The organism is Chryseobacterium rhizoplanae (assembly GCF_900182655.1).
GTDB lineage: Bacteria > Bacteroidota > Bacteroidia > Flavobacteriales > Weeksellaceae > Chryseobacterium > Chryseobacterium rhizoplanae.
The window spans coordinates 352,990-374,403 of the sequence record NZ_FXTC01000004.1 but is presented as its reverse complement, the minus strand read 5'-3'; the positions used below and the strand labels follow the sequence as shown (position 1 = coordinate 374,403).

Genomic DNA, 21,414 nt, shown 5'->3' with positions numbered 1-21,414 from the left:
ATTGCGAGCGTAGCGAAGCAATCTCAATTTTCTATTCATATATTTTATATTTTTCTGCATAATTTTCTTTTGCCTTAAAATGTCCCGTTTTTTGATCATAAAGAAAAATATATTCTACAGGAATTTTTTGAAAAGGATGATCAACAGAATAAGTAACCTGCTTACCATTTATTGTTGTATAATCATACCAGTCACCATCCGGAGTTCGTCCCATGATCAGCACCGATTTTCCCTTGAAGGCAATATCATTAATCCCGTCATTGTTATAGTCTTTGATCTTTAACTGTAATTCATACGGTTCATACACTTTGGTGTCTTCATGAGCATCATAAGTTCTTAGATTATAGTCATAATATCCCTCATATACATTTTCCAGAGAATCTGCTGATACTTTATAAAGTTCATGCCCGCCATTTCCATGGCCTGTTACAATGGTTGCCAGCAAAAAAGGATTTTCTTTTTGGAAAATGGAAACAAATTCATAACGCTCAGCAGCTAATGTTTTGGCAAGCTTACCATTCTTCGTTAACAGCAGCTGATATTTCCAGGGGTATTGTGAGGTAGATCCGGTTTTCCAGTCGTATTCAATAAAATAATAGTCCTCATCTGAACCATTGATTTTTACCTTCCTGAATACTGTTATTTTCTCACTTTCCTGCTGAGATAGGCTTTCATGAATACGAAGATCAAAAGCCTGACGGAGATTTTGGATAAACTTCGAAGAATCTTTGATTGTAGGGTAATCGGCAAGATATTCAAACGGAGTAGGAGCTGTAGGCTTTACATCTTCTTTATCTTTTTCTGTATGCTGAATTTGAATAATCGCTTGTTTTTTAGCCTCTTGCCTGCGGGTGCAGTTAAAGATAAGCAAAAGTAAAAGTACTGACAGGAATGTTTTTTTCATGGGTTATTAGTGATAAAAGAATAATGAAATATATTGGATTTTAATGAAATAGCAATGGCTTAAGAATTTATTTTAAATAAAAGAAAGACCCTTTTTTAAAACAAAAGCACCTCCCAAAACTGAGAGGTGTTCTATTGTTTTCTGTCATATTCCTTTACCTTCTTTTAAAGCTATAGGCGAGTAAAATGGCTGCACCCATAGTAATGCAGGTTATAATTGAAATAGTTTCAATGGAGATTCCACTTTTCATCTGTGTGTTTTCTTTTTCACATGAAAAAAAGAATAATACTGCTATAAATAGACAGCCCGAGAGTAATTTTTTTGTCATACATGTATTGGTTTGGTTCTTAAAGTTTTACATCAAAAAGTATACCGAATTTGTAGACTTAAAAAGCCTTTATTTAAAGGGTTTTGAACATATTGATTGGCTGTTTAGTGTTTAATTTTAGTTTAGATTTTTGGATATTTTATCAATTACTTTAAGGTGGTAAGAATAGTTCAGAATTGTGCTAAGAATGAAAAATAGAGTTGAAACAATGATTTCAATAACTATATGATGGATCAGGAAATGTAAGATCAGAAAAAATAGAATAGAATAAAATGCTTCAATTTTATAAGGGAGAATTTTTGTATTTTCATTATAATTGAAGAACTCTTTACGAGGAGAAAATACCAATGGAGATCTGCTCGAAAAATCCAGTTTAAAGAGTTTTTCTTTGCCTACAATCGTATTGTCATCAAAGCTTGAATCGTCCATTTCTCTTTCCATAAATGAATGGCGTATTTCATCAGTGACATTTTTTAATGTATTGCTATTCTTTATCTCTCTTTCAAAGATATAATAAAATGGGAACATATAATTTTACGCTTTTTTATTCGTTTTACATTCGTTCCAATAATAGCTGTCCGGATAGATTCTGGCTCCAAAAACTGCAGTTCCTACGCGTACAATAGTGGCCCCTTCTTCAATGGCTGTTTCCAGGTCTCCGCTCATTCCCATGGAAAGCTCTTTCATTTCCACATTCGGAATATGTTCATGGATAATTTCCTGCTGAAGATTTTTCAGCATTTTGAAACAAGCTCTTACTTTCTCTGTTTCTGCGCTGAACAGACCAATTGTCATCAATCCTTTTATTTTCAATGTAGAGAAGCCGGAAACTTTTCGGGTAAGTTCAACCGCTTCACTGGGATCAATTCCGAATTTACTCTCCTCATTTGAAGTATTCACCTGAATTAAAACATTCATTGTTTTATTTTCGGCCAAAAGCCTTTGGTGGAGTTTTTCGGCCAGCTCCAGACGATCCAGAGATTGAACGCAGGTAACATCATATCTGAGAATATCTTTGATTTTATTGGTCTGAAGATGTCCTATAAAATGATTGTCATGAGGTATATCTTTTAAATCATCGTACTTCTCCTTCAATTCCTGCACTTTGTTTTCTGCAATTAAGGTTTGCCCATGTTCCAGAGCAACTTTAATTCGTTCTGCAGAAACTGTTTTAGTGGCCAGTAATAATTTCACTTCATCAGTATTTCTTCCGGATTGTTCACAGGCATTTTTTATCCGGTTATTGATGATGGTGAGATTGTGGAGAATATCTTCTTTCATGATGGAATGGTTTCTTTGGCTTCCAGTTTTTTAATCAATGCTGCTTTCACCGATGTTAAAGCATAATCCTTAGCTTCAGCAAAAGAAACCGAGCACTTTCTATCAATTGTTCTCATATCTTCAGGGAATTGATCCAGTAATTGGTCGTAGAAGGTATCCAGGATTTCTGCGGAAGGCATTTCATAATTGATCTTTAACTGGAATCGTCTTAGCAGAGCCGTATCAATGATCTCGGGATGATTGGTTGCGCAAAGCAAAAGTGAATGTTCAGGATAATAATCAATTAACTGAATCAATGTATTCACCAGTCTTCTCATTTCCCCTACATCTTTGTCATCACTACCTCTGGCTTTCCCGATCTGATCCAGCTCGTCAAGAAAAAGTACTGATCTTTCTCTTGCTGCCTTATCAAAGATCATTTTAATATTTTGAGAGGTTTCGCCGATACGGGATGAAACGATATTACTCAGGTTAAGGATCATAATGTTTTTTCCCAAAGCATTGGCAACAGCCTTTGCAGTCATTGTTTTTCCACATCCTGAACTTCCCTGAAGCAAAATCTTATTATTAACAGGAAGACCGTATTCCTGCAGCTCTTTGATGTAGTTGTGTTCCTTGATAAGCTGAACCAGATGCTCCTTGTTATTTTTATCGAGAAATACTTCATTAAGGTTTACTTGTTCTTTATCCTGGATAATAAGATTGTACAGACTCATAGTGACGATAAATGATTATTGAATAAACAAAGATAAAGCTTTATTAAATGCTATAAGAAATCCTGAATCATAATAAATAGATAGGCCAGCAGAAAGAAGGCCAGCAATTGTGAATTATAAATTATGGGTTATTAATTATCAATAAAATATCTGTGTGTAAATAAAGAGTTCTTCCCGATATAAAAAAAATAAAGCCAGACTTGCGACTGGCTTTATTCATTTGGATATTAAAATTTGTTATGAAACTAAGATTTTGTGGTTTATGTTTTGGGCCCTTTTACCCGATGAGTAAAAGAGCAATCCGATCTCTCAGACTAAAAACATAAAACAATATAATTAGTATAGATATTTCTATAGGCTTGCTTTATTTAAAATTAGTTTCTTTCTCTTCTTACTGTCATCAAATATGAAGTGATTACGACTAAACCTGTTACGATACCGATATAAGTTACCATTTTGTATTATTTTTAATTATTTGACTTTTTTTTATCAATCTTTCAATTGTAATATTACTACTTTCAAATCACGTGCCAAAATAAATACTTATGATGTATATCAGTGTTTTACGAGGTTGATGTTTATTTATTAGTGATATTTTGTTTACATTAAATTAATACATTATTGAGAATTTATTAACACTTTTATTATTTTCTCTGTAAAATTATGTGAAAAAGTTAATCGTTTCTCGACTTCTATATTGGAGTTGATAAAACAAATAATAAATAATGCTTGGCATAATATTGTTTTAAACCGCTTTTTTTGAATGTGAATTTTCACGCGAAAAGGATTTTCATGTTAAGAAAATTTATTTTCAGCCTTGTTTTTCATTCAGAATTTTTGTCATCTGTCACATTTCATGACATAGAGAAATATTTTTTTGTGCCAGTTCGGAAAATATCTTTGCACAGTGGCATACTTTTCAAAACCTTTAAAATATTGAATGGAACTAAAAATAAGGCACTTAAAATAAATTAAGTGCTTGATATCAGTATTGTTGTAGGATTAATGGTTAAAAAAATAGAATTTTTTATACCGTAATAAGAGCAGAGAAACACTTCCGGTGTTTGGATAACAGAGAATTTTCCCATTATTCATTTTTGGAATTACCGGAGTGCTTTTGTTACTTTTGTACAAAGAATAAACTTATGGGACGCAGTTATATTTTTCTTGCTTTGGCTATTGTGTTTGAGATCATCGCTACGAGTTTTCTGAAAAAATCCGAGGAGTTCTCCAAACTATGGCCATCCGTAGTGACCATCATAGGATATGCCTGTGCTTTTTATTTTCTAAGTCTCACGCTCCGGCAGATTCCGGTTGGGATTACCTACGCCATTTGGTCCGGAGTAGGAATTGTCTTTATAACGATGATTGGAGTTATTGCCTTCAAACAGATTCCGGATCTTCCGGCTATTATTGGCATTGCTCTGATTGTAATAGGGGTGATTATTATTAATGTATTTTCAAAAATGGGAACGCATTAAAAAATAATCTCCTCATGCTTTTGCATCTGTTTCCAATGTTTGGATCTTGTTTTGTATAAGAAAAATTTTCCCAGTTTATATTTGAACTTTAAATATCCGCGGAACTCAATACCGTCAAATAATGTAAAGGGAATAGTCGGATTTTCTGCTAATGACTGTCTGATTCCATTACTGAATACAGTAGGTCCTGTAGTAGAATGTATATCATGTGGATAGCGGTGACTGTTTATATTATCCATCATCAATTCCAGTGTTTTCTTTAGAAAAGGATGGTTTTTATTGAAAATAAGGGCCCATTGAACATACAGATTTTCATGTCTTTCTACACTGATAACAGCTTCATCATTATCTTTTATCAACTTTTTGAATGGCTTGATAATACTGCTGTCCACATCCAGATATACACCTCCTTTCTTATATAAAACAGCATATCTGAAAAAATCAGCTTTTGCAGCACCAATTCTCAATTTGCGGTACGTTTCAATATATTGTGGAGGGAATTCTTCTTCAAGAAAATTTTCTATATCCTGATCATCATAAAAGTAATACTTATATTCCGGATTTTTTCTTTTCATATTCCAGATATGATAACGCGTAATCAGAGGAAGTTTTTTAGTTATAAAAGTCTGAAATATTTGTTTGGGTACAGGCATATTCTTTTTTTGGTAAATTCTTATATTTAAAATCCCGAAATCATTTTCACAAGTCATTTGCATAGGAGGCAATAAGATTTTTCATGAAAGAGAATCTCTGAATCTGTGATTTTCTGTAGTTTTGATTGTAATTTGTAAGAATGGTTAAACGCTGAAGGAAGAAAATTTTAATTTTTTTTTAATCTCCTTGATTAGGGAACTTCAGCAATCTATTCGGATATTGTAAAAATCAAAATGCTGTGTTTAGAAGAATGGCTTTTCGGTTTTATTTTGTCCTCTTTCTTTCAAATGGATTATAAGAAATTCCAACATTGAAATAGAGTGAAGGTTTATAAGTTCCTTTCCATATATAATCATTAAAGGAATCCAGTTTATTAAAAGCCCTGGAGTTGATATTTGCTCTGAGCCCTGTTTTAAAACTTCCTATAAAGTTTCCTCCAAGATTATGCTCATACATTGCCCCTGAATTGAGAGCAACCTGCCGGAATTCATAAGTATTGTTATTACGGTAGGTATAAAATGATGTATTATCCATTTCCGTTCCCAGAGAGAGTCTTCCGTTGGAAGAAATATCTTTTCGGATCAATACCTTTTTCGGAAGCAGAATATCCAGCACCCATCCGTTATTGAATCTGTTTTCATACGTAAAAATAGGAAGTATGGGTATTTGGGCACTTGGGTCAATAATACCGGCAAGTCCAAGAGTCATTTTTGTTTTTGGAGTTGCTTTTAAAATCAATGAAGCAGTTACCAACCCTCTGATCCGTTCGAAATGCTGATCACTACCATCAGCAGAAATGCTGGCTGAATATATCGCCGTCTTTTTGAATAACCTTGAAAAATAGCTCAGATTCATCGCTTCAGAATGATAGTGGAAATTCTCTTCGGATTCAATTCCCGGAACGACAGGATTTTCGTTGCTGATTGAAGTGTAGCGGTAGTTCAGTGTAGTACTTAAAAGCCAGTTTCTTTTCTTGATAAAATAAATGTTGGCATCTGCCTTCATCTGCTGAAAGCTTTTTACCTTATTATCCGGCAGATCCTGACCCTGGAGCTGCGAAGAAAAGGAGGATGGGGTGACAAAGGTATATTCGACATTGAAGTTTCGTGCCTGCGGAATTTTATCAGCAAAAAAAGCACGCACCTTCAAAGGAATACTATCCTTTTTCTGGGCATAGGTAATGTTCTTTAAAGGAAGTATTGCCAAAGGGACAAGTACTCTTCTCAATGTTTTCATGGGCAGTTTATTTTAAAGGCTGAATGACGGATTGGAAAAAATTGAATGTAAAAATCCTCTCATAGAAAATATCAAGGCTGTTTTCAATAATTGCGTCTGCATAGCCGGCTGCATCCGGAATATAAGTTTCCTCTACAAAAACAAACCAGAGTTCCGAAAGCTTATATCTCCTTCTGAATTCTTCTGAAGCATTGCTGTCAGGCACTGCAGAATGTTTAAGGTCACAAAACAGAATTCCAATTGTATCTCCCTGATGTTCTATAATATTAATAGGATGGTGAAGGTAACTGAGAATTTTAATTTCCGGATCAAAACATTCTACAAAATGGTGTAAATCAATAAGCTGTATTACTTTTTCTTCCTGCTGAGATTCTGTCATAAAGAAACATTCCAATGATATTTCCTGAGTCAATTCGTGAAAAGCTGTTAATTCCATATGTGTTCATTTTACAGGCACAAAGGAATAGAGAAAAACAGAACGTGAATTTGTTTTTATACAAAATGGCCGGGATTTTATACAAAAACCGGAAGTATAATAATTGGTATAATAAAATACAGGTTTCGTATAATAAAATAGTTGTAAATTCCGTTATTGTCTATTTTTGTTAATGATAAAATGAGCCTATCGTATGAAATACAGTCCGCAGAAATTTGAAGAAACCTTTGTAATGGATTTTTTGGTGGAAGCGAAATATGGGTTCCGAAGGCATCTGCTGTTTCTTATCTTCTTTTTCTTTCTGCTGTACAGTGCGAGATTCTGGCATTGGTATTCTGGCATATATCAATACTATGTCTTATTCTTTGTGTATATTATTCTGATCGCAATGGTGTACATTAATATATATGTATTGGTTCCCCGGTTTTTCTTTAAAACAAAATACCTTACCTACCTTGTATTGCTTGTTCTGATGGGAGTTGTAGGGCTTAATTTCATTGGTTACGGTTTCAGACTGTTCTTCGAAGAATTCAGAGTGAAAAATATTCTTAAGGAAAGTGAAAGGGGAGGAATTTATGAAGGAGTTCTAATGTGTATTCCGATCATTATGACGACCACAACGATAAAACTTTTGCAGAAATGGATTAATGATAATAAAAGGATCAATGAGCTGAGCAGCCTTACCATGAATATGGAACTGAATGAGCTGAGAAATCAGATCAACCCCCATTTTCTTTTTAATATGCTGAATAATGTAAAAGCATTGATCAGAACAGATCCCGCAAAAGCTTCAGTAGTGATTGTAAAGCTTTCAGAATTTCTCAGATATCAGCTGTACGAAAACAGTGAAGAGAAAACGTTACTGGCTTCAGAAATTGATTTCCTGTCCAATTTTTTAAACCTTGAAAAAATAAGACGTGATAATTTCTCTTTTGATATTCAAACTGATGTTGATAAAAGAATCAGTAGCAGTACATTTATTCCACCGAATTTGTTTACTACTTTCGTTGAAAATGCAGTCAAACACAGTGTAGATCTGAGTGGAGGAGAGTCTTATGTGAAAATTGAGATCAATATTGAGAATAAGCAACTTCATTTTATGTGTGTCAATTCAAGGAGTGTAGGTTATATTGTCCCGGACAAAAAAAACAGTGGACTTGGGCTTGCCAATATCACCAGAAGGCTGGAGCTTCTCTATAATAACACTTTTGATCTGCACATAGAATCAGATGAAAAAGGATATATTGTAAATTTAAAAATTCCTGTGTGATGAATTGTATTATAGTTGATGATGAACCTTTGGCAAGGTCCGAAATGAGATCGCTGATCGCTGAAATTTCCAATATTGATATCCTTGGTGAATTTTCCAATGCGCCATCTGCTCTTGATTTTCTTAAAGATAATGGTGTGGACCTTATTTTTCTCGATATAGAAATGCCTATGGTGACAGGCCTTGAGTTTGCAGAAATGCTTCCCAAAAAATCACTGATCATCTTTACCACAGCCTATTCTCAATATGCGTTGAAGAGCTATGAATTGGAAGCGGTAGATTATCTGTTGAAGCCTATTGATCCCCAGAGACTGGAAAAAGCTGTTGAGAAAGCCATACTTTATACCGAACTGTTGTCTAAAGACACCGTGAAAAATACGGTAGAATCCAACACTGCAGACTTTTTATTTATCAAAGCAGAACGAAGGTTCTATAAAATCAGTTTTTCAGATATTAAATTCATAGAAGGGCTTAAAGATTATGTAGTCATTCATACAAAGCAGCAAAAGCTTATTACTGCAATGAATCTGAAAACCATTCATCAGAAAATTTCCGGAGAAACCTTCATCAGAGTAAGTAAATCCTACGTTGTCAATATGAACTATATAGATTCATTTGATAATCATAATATATACATTGAAGACTCTGAGATTCCTCTTGGAGAAGTATACCGCCCTGAATTTTTCACAAGATTTGCAGGAGGACTTCTGAATTCAGACTGATAAATGAATAATAAATGATGAGTAATAAGTAATAGTATTTTGTAGGATTCGTGATGCAAAAAATAGATATTGTCAACTGTGAAAATCTGTAAGAAAATAGATCAGAATTGTCATTCTGAACACAGACTAAAGGTCTGCGAACGTAGTTCGGAAATATAGTGAAGAATCTCATGTTTTACCATCAGTAAGATTCTTCCTTCGTCAGAATGACAGAAGCCAAATGATCTTTAAAAAATAAATAAATCCTTCAACGGCTTTAGCCAAAACTTAAAACAGTATTGATCTAATAAAGCTTCTGATCTTTTTCACAATAGAAGCTTCTTCTTTTTCCCACACCCGTTTGTTTTTTGATCAATTTCTGTCCACAAACCGGACATATAGATTTGGTATGAACAAGCCAATGCTTTTTCAATACAAATTCTCTTTTCCATTTCAGAAAATCAAAACTGTAATTTCTGGCTTCAGCAATAAGCTCTTTTCTTTTTTTGGCAGGAAGATTCCCCAACAAACTTTCCGGCTGCACTCCGATTCTGAAAAGCACTTCGTTTTTAATGATATTGCCGACACCTGAAAAAATATCCTGATTCATCAACGCATCACAAACCATCATTTCTGGATTCGATTTCAATTTTTTCTCTGCTTTTTTTGGATCCCACTGATCGCTCATTACATCGGCTTCCCAATCAATTGCGGAAAGAAATTCAAGAGGCACAGATTTTACAGAACAGGTATAAAAATAGATGCTTCCGGTGGAAAAAAACAATGCTAAACGTAAACTTTTATCCGGCTTGGTCTGTTCATCAATGCTGTAAGAACCAAACATTAATAAATGAATCCGGATCGCTGCTTTTTCAAAAACCAGATAAGTTTGTTTTCCAAAAGTTCGGATTTCCAGAAGGGATTGGCCAATGAAAATTTCTTTCTCGAATTTGGCATTTCCTGAAACTTCTGTCACTTGCTGACCTGCAAATGGCTGCAGGTTTTCTTTCATTAATATGATGGATGGACCTTCAGGCATACGTTTGTTTTGGGATAAAGATTCAAATAATATTCCATAGCTATATAAATCTTAATTTTTTATCCCAAAACAAACCTGTTTTAAATGTCTTTAGACCAATTTCTGTCCTACAAAACGAATCACAGAGCCCGTTCCATTATGAAACAACCCCTCATTGAGCTCGATTTCTGTTTCTGCTAATTCAATACTATTATAATCAGGAAAATCAGCCTTGATTTCTTCAATGGAGAATAGAGATTCAATATCTTTTGGGCCGCCTACCTTTTCATTCTTTGCAATATATTCAAGATGATTTTTACTGAAAGCTTCAAAAATAACAAAACCGCCTTTACGCAGATATTGATTCAGCATTTGATGGATAGAAGATTTAATGTCTCCCGGAAAATGAGCGTAAATAAGAGCTATAGCATCAAACTGTTGTTCCTGGTAATTCAACGTTGAAAGTTCTCCAACCTGATAATCAATTGTGGTTCCCAGTTGATTTGCAAGCTGTAACGCTTTATTTCTGCCCTTGGCGCTGATATCAAAAGCGGAAACCTGCCATCCCTGTGTTGCAGCAAAAACCGCATTCCGGCCTTCTCCTTCTGCAGGAAACAGTATTTTGCCTGGTTGTAATTTACTAAGCTGTTCCCTCAGATAATTGTTGGGTTCTGTTCCGTAGGCAAACTCTTCGCTGCTATACCTTTCGTCCCATCTGTTGAGCCATGTGTTGTCCGTCATTGTAAAAGATTTTAAAATTTGGATAAAGAAGAATGATAAGCATTCTTCGGTTGTATTAGTTGCGTCAAATGTAGAATATTTCTTCAATCTTTCCGATCCCTAAAAAACGTTTACTATAATAGATTTTTTGAATGACAGATCTGTTTAATAAAAATCTAAATACTATTCCGTACAATTAAAATTTGGAGTAATTTTGAAAAATGATGAATTTAAACCAGATTTTCACCAATCAACGTACAGGAAACAATCCACAGACTAAGGCTTCCCGAACTGATTTTCAAAGGGATTTTGACAGAATTATCTTCTCTTCTGCTTTCAGAAGACTGCAGAATAAAACGCAGGTTTTTCCTCTTCCCGGAAGTGTTTTTGTACACAACAGGCTTACCCATTCTCTGGAAGTATCATCTGTAGGAAGAAGTTTAGGAAGTATCATCGGTGAATTCATTGCTGAAGATTTTAAAAATGAGCTTACTGAAGATTCAAAGAATTTTTATCTCTATAATTTAGGAAACGTAATTGCCGCAGCATGTTTATGCCATGATGTGGGAAATCCCGCTTTCGGACATTCCGGTGAAGATGCCATTGCAAGCTATTTTGAAAGAAATGAAAAAGACCTGAAGTCAAAATTCAATGAAAAGGAGTGGGCGGATCTGGTCAACTTTGAAGGAAATGCCAATGCGATCAGAGTACTGGCACAGCAGCAGCAAGGGAAAGATGCAGGAGGTATTCAGCTTACTTTCTCCACATTGGCAAGTATTGCAAAATACCCGTGTGAGGCTGTAGCCAAGAAAAAGGGAATCATTCACAGGAAGAAATTCGGTTTTTTCCAGAATGAAAAAGATATTTTCCTGGAAATTGCCAAAGGAACCCATCTTATTTCTGAAAGCGAAGAACCTCATATTTTCAAAAGACATCCGTTTGTATGGCTGGTAGAAGCGGCAGACGATATCTGCTACAATATCATTGATATGGAAGATGCCCACAGATTGGGAATTGTTTCAACCGCGGACTGCAAAAACTTATTTTTTGAACTGGTAAAATCTGAGACAGATGACGTTCAGAGAATTGAAACGAAGCTAAATTCTATCTCCAACGAAAACGAACAGATTTCTTACTTAAGAGCAAAAGTAATCAATGCTTTAATTAATAAATCGCTTGAGATGTACAAATACAACTTTGAGACAATTCTTGAAGGTAATCTTGGCAACGGTTTATTGGATATTTATAAAAAAGAAAATAAAGCATTACAGGATATTGCAAGTTTCTCCGTAGAAAAAATCTATAATCACAAAGCAGTTGTAGAAATTGAAAATGCAGGATATAATGTAATGTATGAATTACTGGATCATTTTATTCCTTCCATTCTGAAACCTGAAGATAAGAGAAAATCTTATGATGAAAAAGCTTTGAAATTAATTCCAAAGCAATTTATTTACAATGACGGTAACGATTACCAGAAAGTTCTCGGAGTCATTGATTTCGTTTCAGGGATGACGGATAATTATGCTACCGATTTATATAGAAAGATTAAAGGAATAGACATCGGAATGACGGTGTAAATTCTATTTATTCAATAACTCAGACGCCTCTTCGATTAATGATTTCATTAAAGTGGGGGCTTTTTTATGCTTTAAAAGCGGAGCGATCTGACCTGCCCAGAAAAATACCAGATCATTCTTTTTCTGTTCTAAAGCAGCCTTTCTCAATGCACCCATAAAATGAGTCTGCAAAGGGAATGGTAATGTTTTATCGGTGGCAGCCAATACATCCCGTGAGATTTTTGTGGTAATTCCGCGACCTAATCTTCCGGTATACGCTCTGGTAAGCGTGGTAGATCTTGCAGCATCGGAAAACAAAAACTCTTTATGTATCGGTAGAGCTCCGGATTCTTCAGTAGCCAGAAATGCTGTTCCAATCTGTACTGCTTCTGCGCCTAGTTGAAAAGCTCCGGCAATTCCACGGCCGCTGGCAATACCACCAGCCGCAATTACAGGAATTTTTACACGATCTTTTATCAGTTGGATCAGAGCAAAAGTTCCCGTTGTAGACAGTTCAGCCTGATCCAGAAATGAAGGTCGGTGGCCGCCACTTTCAAAGCCGGAAGCCACAATGATATCCACTCCGGTTTTTTCCAGAGCAATTGCTTCATTCAAGGTGGTTGCATTTCCCAAAACAATCGTTCCCTGCTGATGAAGATCTTCGATGATATTTTCGTCCATCAAACCAAACATAAAGCTGAAAACTTTAGGTTTAATATCAAAAATAACATTCAGCTGATTCTGAAATCTCGATTCAAAAGAGGGTGGAAGGGCAGGAATATCTGTGTCTAAAAGATCAAAATAAGGCTTGAAAGTTTCAATCGCTTTCTGATACTGCTCTTTTGTATGCTCTTCATCAATAATATCGTGGTCGTTGACCCAGAGATTAAGATTATAAGGTTTATCCGTTTTCGTTTGTATTTCTTTATGAATGTCATAGATCTCCTGTGGTGACAAAGTATAAGCCCCGAATCCGCCTAATCCACCAAGATTGCTCACTGTTGAAGTCAGTTCAACCGTAGAAATACCTCCGCCAAAAGGACCTTGCAGAATAGGATATTCAATACCCAGTAATTCCGTAATTCTATTTTTATTCCACATGATTTTGTTGATTTTTAATTAAAATTTGAATTAAGGATGTACGTTGGTCAATGTCTTATTAATAATGAGCCATTTTCCATCGATGTTATTGAAAGTTATGAAATTATAATAATTAAAATCATACATTCTTACATTTAATTTCGCTGTAGCTATGGAGTTAATGATATCAACAGAAATAATCACTGCTTTAAAATCTTTTCCGGATTTTTCGGGACTTACACGGGTTCCGACTCCCTCAATATATTGATCTGCCGTTTTGAAATAGGGAACTCCATCTACATCTCCGAAAAGTAATGCTCCTTTATAGAAAGCTTTTTTAAGAAGTTCTGTATTTCCTTCATAAATTCCTTTGAAATAATAATTTTCAATGACATTTCTTATTTCAGTCTCTGATGTTGCGTTGGTTTTCATATCCTTTTTATTTTGGGCATGACCGTTCAATGGAAAACTGAACAGCCATGCAAAGATTAATAACAGTTTCATGATAAAGAATGTCCGGCGCCCATTCCGCCGTCAACATTGATGATGGCTCCGGAAATTAATTTATTTTTAGCAACAGCATGAATCATCTGAGCAACCTCTTCCGGCTCCCCGATACGGTTGATGAGGTGCAGTCCTGCATTGTTATCAAGGCCGGCGCCATGCATTGGAGTTCTGACTAATCCCGGAGCAATCGTATTGACTCTGATATTATCTTTTCCAAACTCAGCAGCCAGTTGCAATGTCAGAGCATGGATCGCTCCTTTGCTTGAAATAGGTGCTGTAGAAGGAGATTGCGCAATAGCATGATACACCAATGGCGTTCCTACATTGATCACCACACCGTCATTTTGTTTGATCATTTGAGGGATCACCGCCTGCGTTGTAAAGAATGTTCCTTTTAAATTCGTTGTTAAAAAACGGTCAAGGTAATCTTCGGTAACGTCCAGAAAAGGTTTGTTCTCGTAAATTCCGGCATTGTTGACCAGAACATCAATTGATCCGAACTTTTCAAGTGCTGTCTTTACCAAAGCTTCTCCTGTTGCTTTCTCTGATACATTTCCGGCAACCATCGCCAGATTTTCGCCGGCTCCAAGTTCATGGTAAACATTCTCTAGTTTAGATGCCGTTTGTGAATTGATGATGACATGATCACCTCTGTCTAAGAAATAGCGCGCTGTTTCCAATCCTATTCCTGAAGAGGCTCCTGTTACGATTACGGTTTGCTTTTTCATTGTATGTTATTTTTTTTCTGTTGAAAATCCCTGTTCTTTTAATGCTGAAACCTGTTCCCCGGCATATCCCCAGTTATCATCATCGATTTCATTGATTACAATATGGGTCAAATGTGGATCCTTATTCAAAACTGAAGTTACAGCTTCGCTTATTTTTCTGATTAATTGTTGTTTTTTTTCGCGGTTAAGGTCTTCGCGAAGCACATCTACTTTTATGAATGGCATGATGGTAAATTTTTAAGGTTAACTGATCTTTGAGTTTCGTTAGTTTGCTTCTGCAACAAGATGAATATTCAAATCAAAATTGTTGTAGATCAAAGTGTCACCAAGATTGGTAAAGAAATTGGAAGATCTGAATTTGATATTGAATTTCGTTCTGTCGACTACAATTTTAGCCTCTAAAGCAGCTGCATTATCCGTTGTTACAATATGCAGGCTTGTGTTGATAGAATGAGTAATACCTTTTATGGTAAGATCTCCGGTTACGTAATATAGGTTCTGATCACCTGGTTCAGCATGAGTGATTTCGAAAACAGCTTCAGGAAACTGATCAGAATTAAAGAAATCGTCTGAAGTTAGATGACTTGCAAACTGAGCATTGGTTTCAGCATCCTCAATATCAAGGATTTTGATGGCGCGGGTATCAATGATGAATTTTCCAGATACTGGTTTTCCATCTTCAAATGTGAAGTTTCCTTCTTTTACACCGATTGTTCCGTTGTGAGCTCCGGTTACTTTTCTTCCGATCCAGTCGATCGTACTTTTTTCATTATTGACTTTAAAATTTTTTGTGTCCATTTTTATTGGGTTTAATTAATGACACAAAGTTCAGCCGATCGGAAGAAAAAGTTACGTGATGTACCTCACAAAATAGAATGGAGGTAAAACGGTCCTAAGATATTGATTATTGATGAAGCCTGCTCAGGGTTTCCCGGGTTACTCCAAGATAAGAAGCGATCAGGTGTTTAGGAACCAGATTGTACAGTTGGGGATACATAGTTAAAAGTTCCTCATACCGGAATTTAGCATCATTATTCATAAAAGAAAGCAGACGTTTCTGTGCCGCCACATAGCCTTTGTTGGTTCTCCATCTGAAAAAATGTTCAACTTCATGAATTTCATTGCATATTTTTTCCCTGTCTTCGTTGGAAATAGAAAGAATAGTAGCGTTGGTAATACAGTCTACATTAATGGTAGCCCTTGTTTTACTGTAAAGCGCATCGAAATCTGTCACCCACCAGGTAGGCATAGCAAACTGAAGGATAAACATTTTCATGCTGTCATTAAGATAAAAAGCTTTCAGACAGCCTTCCAGAACGAAATATTCATGATTTACAAAATCACCCTCCGAGATCAGACTTTGTCCTTTCTTTAAAGTAATCAGGTTAAAATGTCCAAAAACATAATCAAACTGCTCTTCTGTAAGAGTAGTAAATTTTGAAATATGATCTTTTAATATTTCTTTGGAATCAGCCATGATGTATAATGAATATTCAAAAGTAAGTCTTTTTCGGAATAATTTTAATTTAAAAATTTTCGATCATTCGCAAGTTTCATTATTGGAAGATAATGATTAGATTTTACATTTATTTTTCATATATTTAAGCAGATACCAATAAAAATGTTTAACAAAACATGATTTGTTACGACCTATCAAAAAATTAAAAACTATGGGAATATATTTAGCGCCCGTCATTTTCTTCGGGCTAATCATTTTATTCGCTTCGTTCTTTGTCGTTAAGCAGGAAACCGCAGCGATTATTGAACGTTTTGGGAAATTCAAGGCTGTAAAACATTCCGGGCTTCATCTTAAACTGCCTGTCATCGATCAGATTGCTAAAAGACTGAACCTTAGAATTCAACAGCTGGATGTAATGATTGATACCAAAACATTAGACAATGTTTTCATCAAAATGAAAATTTCCGTTCAGTACCAGGTGATCAGAAGTCAGGTGGGAGATGCTTATTATCGTTTGGAAAATCCTGAAAATCAAATTACTTCATTTGTTTTTGACGTGGTAAGAGCAGAGGTGCCAAAGCTGAAACTGGATGATGTTTTTGTAAGAAAAGATGATGTGGCAATTGCTGTAAAAAGTGAACTTCAGGAGGCTATGAACAGCTATGGGTACGATATTATCAAAGCTTTGGTTACCGATATTGATCCTGATGAACAGGTAAAACATGCCATGAACAGAATTAACGCCGCGGAAAGAGAAAAAACCGCAGCAGAATATGAATCAGAAGCACAAAGAATCAGAATTGTAGCCGTTGCCAAAGCGGAAGCTGAATCTAAAAAACTGCAAGGGCAGGGGATTGCCGACCAGAGAAGAGAAATTGCAAAAGGACTTGAAGAGTCTGTAAGAATGCTGAATAATGTAGAGATCAATTCACACGAAGCATCAGCACTTATCGTTGTGACACAGCACTATGATACATTGCACTCTATAGGGGCAAGTAACAGAAGCAACCTGGTTCTTCTTCCCAATTCACCTACAGCAGCCAGCAGCATGCTGAATGATCTTGTAGTAGCTATGACTACTGCAAATACAGTAGGAGAGGCTGCTAAAGGCAAATACCCGGATCCTCCTCAAAAAGAATCTGGATTTTAAACAAAGAGAAGGTGTAAGTAAGAGCGAAATAAAAGCGTAAGGGTGAATCATTTGTTGACTTTTCCTCGTTGACCAAAAGTAACTTCGAGCTTCATTCTTTCAGCTTCCGTTTTAAATAGTAAAAAAGCTTCTGAAAATTTCAGAAGCTTTTTTGTTATTTTTTCGTTTTAGAAACCTGTTCTATTAATGTATATTTGATGGAAGAAGCGTCGGCCGGAGGATTCGCTATTTTTTCTGTTTTTACTTTTAAAACATATTCGTAACCCGGTTCATAAGTAAATCCTTCAATGTTACTGTAGAAATTGGTCCAGCTTTCAGAAGCATTCTCTTTTACCTGCAGACACTTCATTCGTCCTGCTCCTGCAGAACAGTCTACAGTTTGTGGCCCTACGATAAGTGTTTTTTGATTGGATGCCATTTCTTTCTTTTTTGTTTTAGAAACCTGCTTTACCAAAGTGTATTTCATAGATGATCCGTCAGCGGGTGGATTGGCAATTTTTTCTGTTTTTACTTTCAAAACATATTCATATCCCGGTTCATACGTAAACCCCTCAATATTGCTGTAGAAATTGGTCCAGTCTCCGGAAGCGTTTTCTTTTACCTGCAGACATTTCATAGGAGCTACGCCTGTACAATCTGCGGTTTGTGGTCCTACGATGAAAGTTGTTTCATCTCCTGCCGATGCACTTGTTGCTGTTGTACATTGCGTCATTGCGAATAATGCTAATGCGGGTGCTGCCCCTTTTAGAATTGTTGCGATACTTTTCATAAACTTGATTTTTTTCCCATACCTCGCAATTACCATGCCGAACTGGATTTCCTGAATTTGTAGTACTTCTGCTATTGCTTTTTATTTTTTTAATCATTTAATTTGAAGTTTTTAAACACTAACCACAAAACATAATTCTTACAATAAATATGGAAAATCAAATGCAAGTTGAAAATTACAGGATTCAAAAACCTGAAATGTGGGCGGGAAATATTGGGGATGAGGAAATAAAAAACAGAATCAAAGACTCCGAATTTGCCAAAAAACAAATTGATGAAGGCCGGGACTACTGCTACTTTTTAGAAAAAAAATACTATACCAGCAATACGGAAAACAGTGAATATGTCTGCATGGCGTATACACTGAACGAGCCGGGAAATCTGGAGAGAGCTTCCGTGTCTGATGTCATTGTGGAAGAAAATGAAGTCTATCAGATTCACAGGATCAGTGTTTTGAGAGACGGGGTGCTGATCGATAAAATTCCGGATACAAATATTAAAGTTCTTGACAGCGAAAACCAGAGCAGTGGAGGTGTTTTGAGCAGTAATAAGAAAATCAATATTACCATTAAAGATCTTAGGCTGTATGATGTTTTGATCTTGGAAGATTCCAGGATTAAAGAATTTACGGACCGGGATTTCCTGAGAAAGGAATTTTCAAAATATGTGTGGGTAAGCCCTGATAATTACTGGGCGTATGGTAGTTTTAAATTCACTTTTATCAATGAACGTGAACAGACGATTGCCTATAAAAAGACATTCTTCAGAGACGAGCAGGGAAATGTTCTGGAGCCGGAAACGAATCATTTGAAAAAAGGAGAGAGGTTTGTAATAGAAGAGCAGAATTATATTAATCCTGTAGATTCCGGAAGAGAAATTTTCCCTTATGTGGATTTTGCCACAGAAAGTAACTGGAAAGATCTTTCCAATTATATTGTACCTCTTTATGATGAGGTTTTCAATAGCTCTTCATTGAAGGATTTTGCTCCGAACCTGATTGAAAAGCTGGATGCTATTACGGATCAGGGTGAAAAACTTCAGTTTGCCATAGAATATGTTCAGAACCATATCTATTATATCTTTAATGCGGATGAAATGAATGGGCACAAGCCTCAGGCGCCGTCTGTAACTTATGAAAATAAACAGGGAGACTGTAAAGCGAAATCCGTTTTATTAAAAGTGATCCTTGATTATATCGGTGTGGATGCTTCTGTTGTACTGGTGAATTTTAATACAGATTATTATATCAAATATTACCTTCCGTCACTGTTGAGCTTCAATCATGTTGTTGTAAAAGTGAATTACAAAGGTCAGGAATACTTTATTGATGCTACGATCCGTGATGAATTCGGATTGATTGAAAACAGAGGATTCATGTATTTTATGCATTATCTGGAAGTGAAAAAAGATCAGGAACTTCAGGTAAGAAAACCTTATCGATTCCCTTATTTCTGTATTGATGAAAAAGTAGATTTTAATGTACAGGGAAATGTTGGGAGATTTACTTTGTCAACAACCTATAAAGGAAGCAGAGCCAATGCCATGAGAAGGTATTTTAAAAGCACCAACAAAAGAGAAATTATAGACAGCTGGAATAATTTCCTTTTCTATGCTCTGAATTACTCAGGTGACAGAAATGGTACAGATGTACGAAATGTGTTCAAAGATGCAGCAATTGATGTGGTAAGCGACGATAAAAGACTGAATGAAGTGAAGATTCAATACACCGCTATGATTGAGAATCCTTACTATGTAGATCCGCAGAACAACCGCTTCCTTATGTATTTTGACAGAAATGTTATAAAGGCCAGCGCAAGGGATTTTATGCATAAAGATTTATCGTTCTGGCATAATTTCGATACCGAAAAGTATGAGATTAATCTCTATACAGATCAGAAAATTGACACCGAAGAAAAATATACGGTTCAGGAATGCACCATTGCCAATCCGTATTTTGATTATAAAAGCCGTAAAAAAGTAAGCAAGAACGGAGCAAGTGTATACATCGAATACAATCCTCTGATCAATCTTGAAATTCCGCAAAGTGAGTTTGAAAAGTTCAGAACAGATCATCATACCGTTGCAGACAGCAATTTCGGAATTGGAATTGACATCATAGAACCGGGGCTGATGAACAGGCTTAAATTTAGTTTTAAGAAGAAATTTAAATAAAAACTGGATTCAAAGTTTAGAGTTTCAGCGGGCGGCGAAGCCGCCCGCTGAAACTTTTTGCTTTATTCTAATTATTGTATATTCGTTTAAAATCATATAAAAAAACACATACAAATTTATCTATGCAGAAGATATTTTCTCTTGCTTTTCTTATGGCAGTTTCTTGTATTAGTGCCCAGAAATTAAAGAAAGAAGACGTTACAGGGTTTTGGAAACTGAAGGAAGCCGGATTTTATGAAAATAAAAAGAAAGTGGTGAAAGAATTTGATAACTGCCGTCTGATGAGAAATTATGCCATCAGGGAAGATGGATATGCCATTTATAATTATGTAGAAGGGAAAACAGGTGACTGTAGTCCATCTGAGCCAAGACTTTCTTTTTGGAGAATCATAGAAAACAGAATTCAGTTTTATGTAGATGAGCAGAATATTCTTGAAGAAGTTGAAGTGACCCTGAATAAAGATAACACAATGACTTTTTCAAGTTATATTCCCAACCCAATTAAAGTAAAAGGAGATGCCCTTGCTGAAAAAATGGTAAACACGATCCACTACGATATCCTTGAGAAAAAATACTAACGGCCCATAGTAAACTTTTGATGTATGAATTATGTAACGATAACCTATCTCCTTAATATTGTTCTCTATGCGATGTATTTCTTTGGAAGAACTGGCGGTGAGACAAATTTTTCTGGTATAGACTTTTTTGTTTCAGGAATTTTATCTCTGCTTCTGATCTTTGCCGGATATCTGAATGCAAGAAAGAGAATGGTCTACAGAACGGTACTGTGGGTGTTTTTTGTGAATGTGTTCTTATTCGTTTGTTCCGGTGTATTTGATCAGTTTGGAAGCGATTTCAATATTCTTTCTACCGGAAATAGTGATAGTTTTCTTTTTACATTGATACTTATTGTTTACAATGGATATCTTTTTCCTCTAACGATTATTCTTGAGGGTTCCGGTCTGTCATTGATATTCCCGGTGGTATTGTCTTTTATTCTGCCTTCATTGGGATATTGGATTGGGAAGAAGCTTCATCTAAATAAACAAAATCCCACAGAATTATAGTCATTGCGAACCATTATAGTCATTGCGAACCGAAGGTGAAGCAATCTCAATATAGAAAGTTGGAAAACGCAAAGCCGCTAAGATTTTTACAAGCCATATGTATGTAAGACGTAAGGATTTTATCTTCGATAAAATTGATATCACATAATTCTTGCTGAAAATCTAATATTGAGCGAAGT

General features: G+C 35.6%; 24 protein-coding genes. 8 read left to right on the top strand and 16 right to left on the bottom strand.

Translation table 11 applies throughout. From position 1 onward, the window contains the following. Positions 1-31: 31 nt before the first annotated feature. The 4 genes from FN817_RS12395 to FN817_RS12380 all read right to left on the bottom strand — a co-directional run bounded on the left by FN817_RS12395 (position 32) and on the right by FN817_RS12380 (position 3,229). Positions 32-904, bottom strand: a complete 873-nt coding sequence (locus FN817_RS12395) for a hypothetical protein (protein WP_142718193.1) — start codon at positions 902-904, stop codon at positions 32-34. Between the two features lie 445 nt (positions 905-1,349). Then, positions 1,350-1,760: a hypothetical protein gene (locus FN817_RS12390; RefSeq protein ID WP_142718192.1), complete on the bottom strand. Its 411-nt coding sequence runs from the start codon at positions 1,758-1,760 to the stop codon at positions 1,350-1,352. Positions 1,761-1,766: 6 nt separating this feature from the next. Beyond that, on the bottom strand, positions 1,767-2,513 hold the full coding sequence (locus tag FN817_RS12385; protein WP_142718191.1) for a YggS family pyridoxal phosphate-dependent enzyme: 747 nt from the start codon (positions 2,511-2,513) through the stop codon (positions 1,767-1,769). After that, on the bottom strand, positions 2,510-3,229 hold the full coding sequence (locus FN817_RS12380) for an AAA family ATPase (RefSeq protein WP_142718190.1): 720 nt from the start codon (positions 3,227-3,229) through the stop codon (positions 2,510-2,512). The genes FN817_RS12385 and FN817_RS12380 overlap by 4 nt, the downstream gene beginning before the upstream one ends. A 1,145-nt stretch (positions 3,230-4,374) precedes the next feature. Between FN817_RS12380 and FN817_RS12375 the strand changes: the two genes are divergently transcribed. Next, a complete protein-coding gene (locus tag FN817_RS12375; RefSeq protein ID WP_142718189.1) occupies positions 4,375-4,710 on the top strand; it encodes a DMT family transporter in 336 nt (111 codons plus the stop codon). On the opposite strand, the gene FN817_RS12370 is transcribed toward FN817_RS12375, so the two are convergent. The 3 genes from FN817_RS12370 to FN817_RS12360 all read right to left on the bottom strand — a co-directional run bounded on the left by FN817_RS12370 (position 4,707) and on the right by FN817_RS12360 (position 7,036). Then, on the bottom strand, positions 4,707-5,363 hold the full coding sequence (locus tag FN817_RS12370; RefSeq protein ID WP_142718188.1) for a glycosyltransferase family 32 protein: 657 nt from the start codon (positions 5,361-5,363) through the stop codon (positions 4,707-4,709). The genes FN817_RS12375 and FN817_RS12370 overlap by 4 nt on opposite strands. Positions 5,364-5,628: 265 nt before the next feature. Further along, the gene (locus FN817_RS12365; RefSeq protein WP_142718187.1) at positions 5,629-6,600 is read right to left on the bottom strand and encodes a DUF6268 family outer membrane beta-barrel protein; all 972 of its coding nucleotides are present in this window, start codon (positions 6,598-6,600) and stop codon (positions 5,629-5,631) included. Positions 6,601-6,607: 7 nt separating this feature from the next. After that, on the bottom strand, positions 6,608-7,036 hold the full coding sequence (locus tag FN817_RS12360) for a hypothetical protein (RefSeq protein ID WP_142718186.1): 429 nt from the start codon (positions 7,034-7,036) through the stop codon (positions 6,608-6,610). Positions 7,037-7,229: 193 nt separating this feature from the next. Between FN817_RS12360 and FN817_RS12355 the strand changes: the two genes are divergently transcribed. After that, complete coding sequence (locus FN817_RS12355) at positions 7,230-8,306, top strand: sensor histidine kinase (RefSeq protein ID WP_142718185.1); 1,077 nt, start codon at positions 7,230-7,232, stop codon at positions 8,304-8,306. Continuing rightward, positions 8,306-9,028, top strand: coding sequence for a LytR/AlgR family response regulator transcription factor (locus tag FN817_RS12350; RefSeq protein ID WP_142718184.1), 723 nt, complete (start codon positions 8,306-8,308; stop codon positions 9,026-9,028). Before FN817_RS12355 ends, FN817_RS12350 begins: the two co-directional genes overlap by 1 nt. Positions 9,029-9,311: 283 nt before the next feature. Here the strand turns inward: FN817_RS12350 and FN817_RS12345 are convergent, their stop codons facing one another. Together FN817_RS12345 and FN817_RS12340 are read right to left on the bottom strand one after the other, a co-directional pair. Continuing rightward, positions 9,312-10,046, bottom strand: coding sequence for a DNA-formamidopyrimidine glycosylase family protein (locus FN817_RS12345; protein WP_142718183.1), 735 nt, complete (start codon positions 10,044-10,046; stop codon positions 9,312-9,314). Positions 10,047-10,136: 90 nt separating this feature from the next. Then, positions 10,137-10,766 carry a class I SAM-dependent methyltransferase gene (locus FN817_RS12340; RefSeq protein ID WP_142718182.1) on the bottom strand — a complete coding sequence of 210 codons (630 nt, stop codon included), beginning with the start codon at positions 10,764-10,766 and terminating at the stop codon, positions 10,137-10,139. A 203-nt stretch (positions 10,767-10,969) separates the two neighbouring features. On the opposite strand from FN817_RS12340, the gene FN817_RS12335 reads away from it, so the two are divergent. After that, positions 10,970-12,325, top strand: a complete 1,356-nt coding sequence (locus FN817_RS12335) for a deoxyguanosinetriphosphate triphosphohydrolase (protein WP_142718245.1) — start codon at positions 10,970-10,972, stop codon at positions 12,323-12,325. 3 nt (positions 12,326-12,328) lie between these two features. On the opposite strand, the gene FN817_RS12330 is transcribed toward FN817_RS12335, so the two are convergent. From FN817_RS12330 to FN817_RS12305, 6 genes are all read right to left on the bottom strand, one after another. Continuing rightward, positions 12,329-13,405 (bottom strand): NAD(P)H-dependent flavin oxidoreductase, encoded by a 1,077-nt coding sequence (locus tag FN817_RS12330; RefSeq protein ID WP_142718181.1) that lies wholly within the window; start codon positions 13,403-13,405, stop codon positions 12,329-12,331. 30 nt (positions 13,406-13,435) lie between these two features. Continuing rightward, positions 13,436-13,888: a nuclear transport factor 2 family protein gene (locus FN817_RS12325; protein ID WP_142718180.1), complete on the bottom strand. Its 453-nt coding sequence runs from the start codon at positions 13,886-13,888 to the stop codon at positions 13,436-13,438. Next, on the bottom strand, positions 13,885-14,619 hold the full coding sequence (locus FN817_RS12320; protein ID WP_142718179.1) for an SDR family NAD(P)-dependent oxidoreductase: 735 nt from the start codon (positions 14,617-14,619) through the stop codon (positions 13,885-13,887). Before FN817_RS12320 ends, FN817_RS12325 begins: the two co-directional genes overlap by 4 nt. Before the next feature lie 6 nt (positions 14,620-14,625). Beyond that, positions 14,626-14,844 carry a tautomerase family protein gene (locus FN817_RS12315; protein ID WP_142718178.1) on the bottom strand — a complete coding sequence of 73 codons (219 nt, stop codon included), beginning with the start codon at positions 14,842-14,844 and terminating at the stop codon, positions 14,626-14,628. 39 nt (positions 14,845-14,883) lie between these two features. Further along, positions 14,884-15,417 carry a YceI family protein gene (locus FN817_RS12310; RefSeq protein ID WP_142718177.1) on the bottom strand — a complete coding sequence of 178 codons (534 nt, stop codon included), beginning with the start codon at positions 15,415-15,417 and terminating at the stop codon, positions 14,884-14,886. Between the two features lie 106 nt (positions 15,418-15,523). Beyond that, complete coding sequence (locus tag FN817_RS12305; RefSeq protein WP_142718176.1) at positions 15,524-16,096, bottom strand: Crp/Fnr family transcriptional regulator; 573 nt, start codon at positions 16,094-16,096, stop codon at positions 15,524-15,526. A 193-nt stretch (positions 16,097-16,289) separates the two neighbouring features. Here FN817_RS12305 and FN817_RS12300 point away from each other — a divergent pair, with 193 nt between their 5' ends. Then, on the top strand, positions 16,290-17,228 hold the full coding sequence (locus tag FN817_RS12300; protein WP_047421688.1) for an SPFH domain-containing protein: 939 nt from the start codon (positions 16,290-16,292) through the stop codon (positions 17,226-17,228). Positions 17,229-17,382: 154 nt separating this feature from the next. Here FN817_RS12300 and FN817_RS23410 read toward each other — a convergent pair whose 3' ends face one another. Then, on the bottom strand, positions 17,383-17,997 hold the full coding sequence (locus FN817_RS23410; RefSeq protein ID WP_228451545.1) for a DUF4377 domain-containing protein: 615 nt from the start codon (positions 17,995-17,997) through the stop codon (positions 17,383-17,385). A gap of 149 nt (positions 17,998-18,146) precedes the next feature. On the opposite strand from FN817_RS23410, the gene FN817_RS12290 reads away from it, so the two are divergent. From FN817_RS12290 to FN817_RS12280, 3 genes are all read left to right on the top strand, one after another. Continuing rightward, positions 18,147-20,168 carry a hypothetical protein gene (locus tag FN817_RS12290; RefSeq protein ID WP_142718175.1) on the top strand — a complete coding sequence of 674 codons (2,022 nt, stop codon included), beginning with the start codon at positions 18,147-18,149 and terminating at the stop codon, positions 20,166-20,168. Between the two features lie 122 nt (positions 20,169-20,290). Then, entirely contained in the window at positions 20,291-20,746 is a 456-nt protein-coding gene (locus tag FN817_RS12285) for a lipocalin-like domain-containing protein (RefSeq protein ID WP_142718174.1), read from the top strand. 24 nt (positions 20,747-20,770) lie between these two features. Next, on the top strand, positions 20,771-21,235 hold the full coding sequence (locus tag FN817_RS12280) for a hypothetical protein (protein ID WP_142718173.1): 465 nt from the start codon (positions 20,771-20,773) through the stop codon (positions 21,233-21,235). Positions 21,236-21,414: the final 179 nt, after the last annotated feature.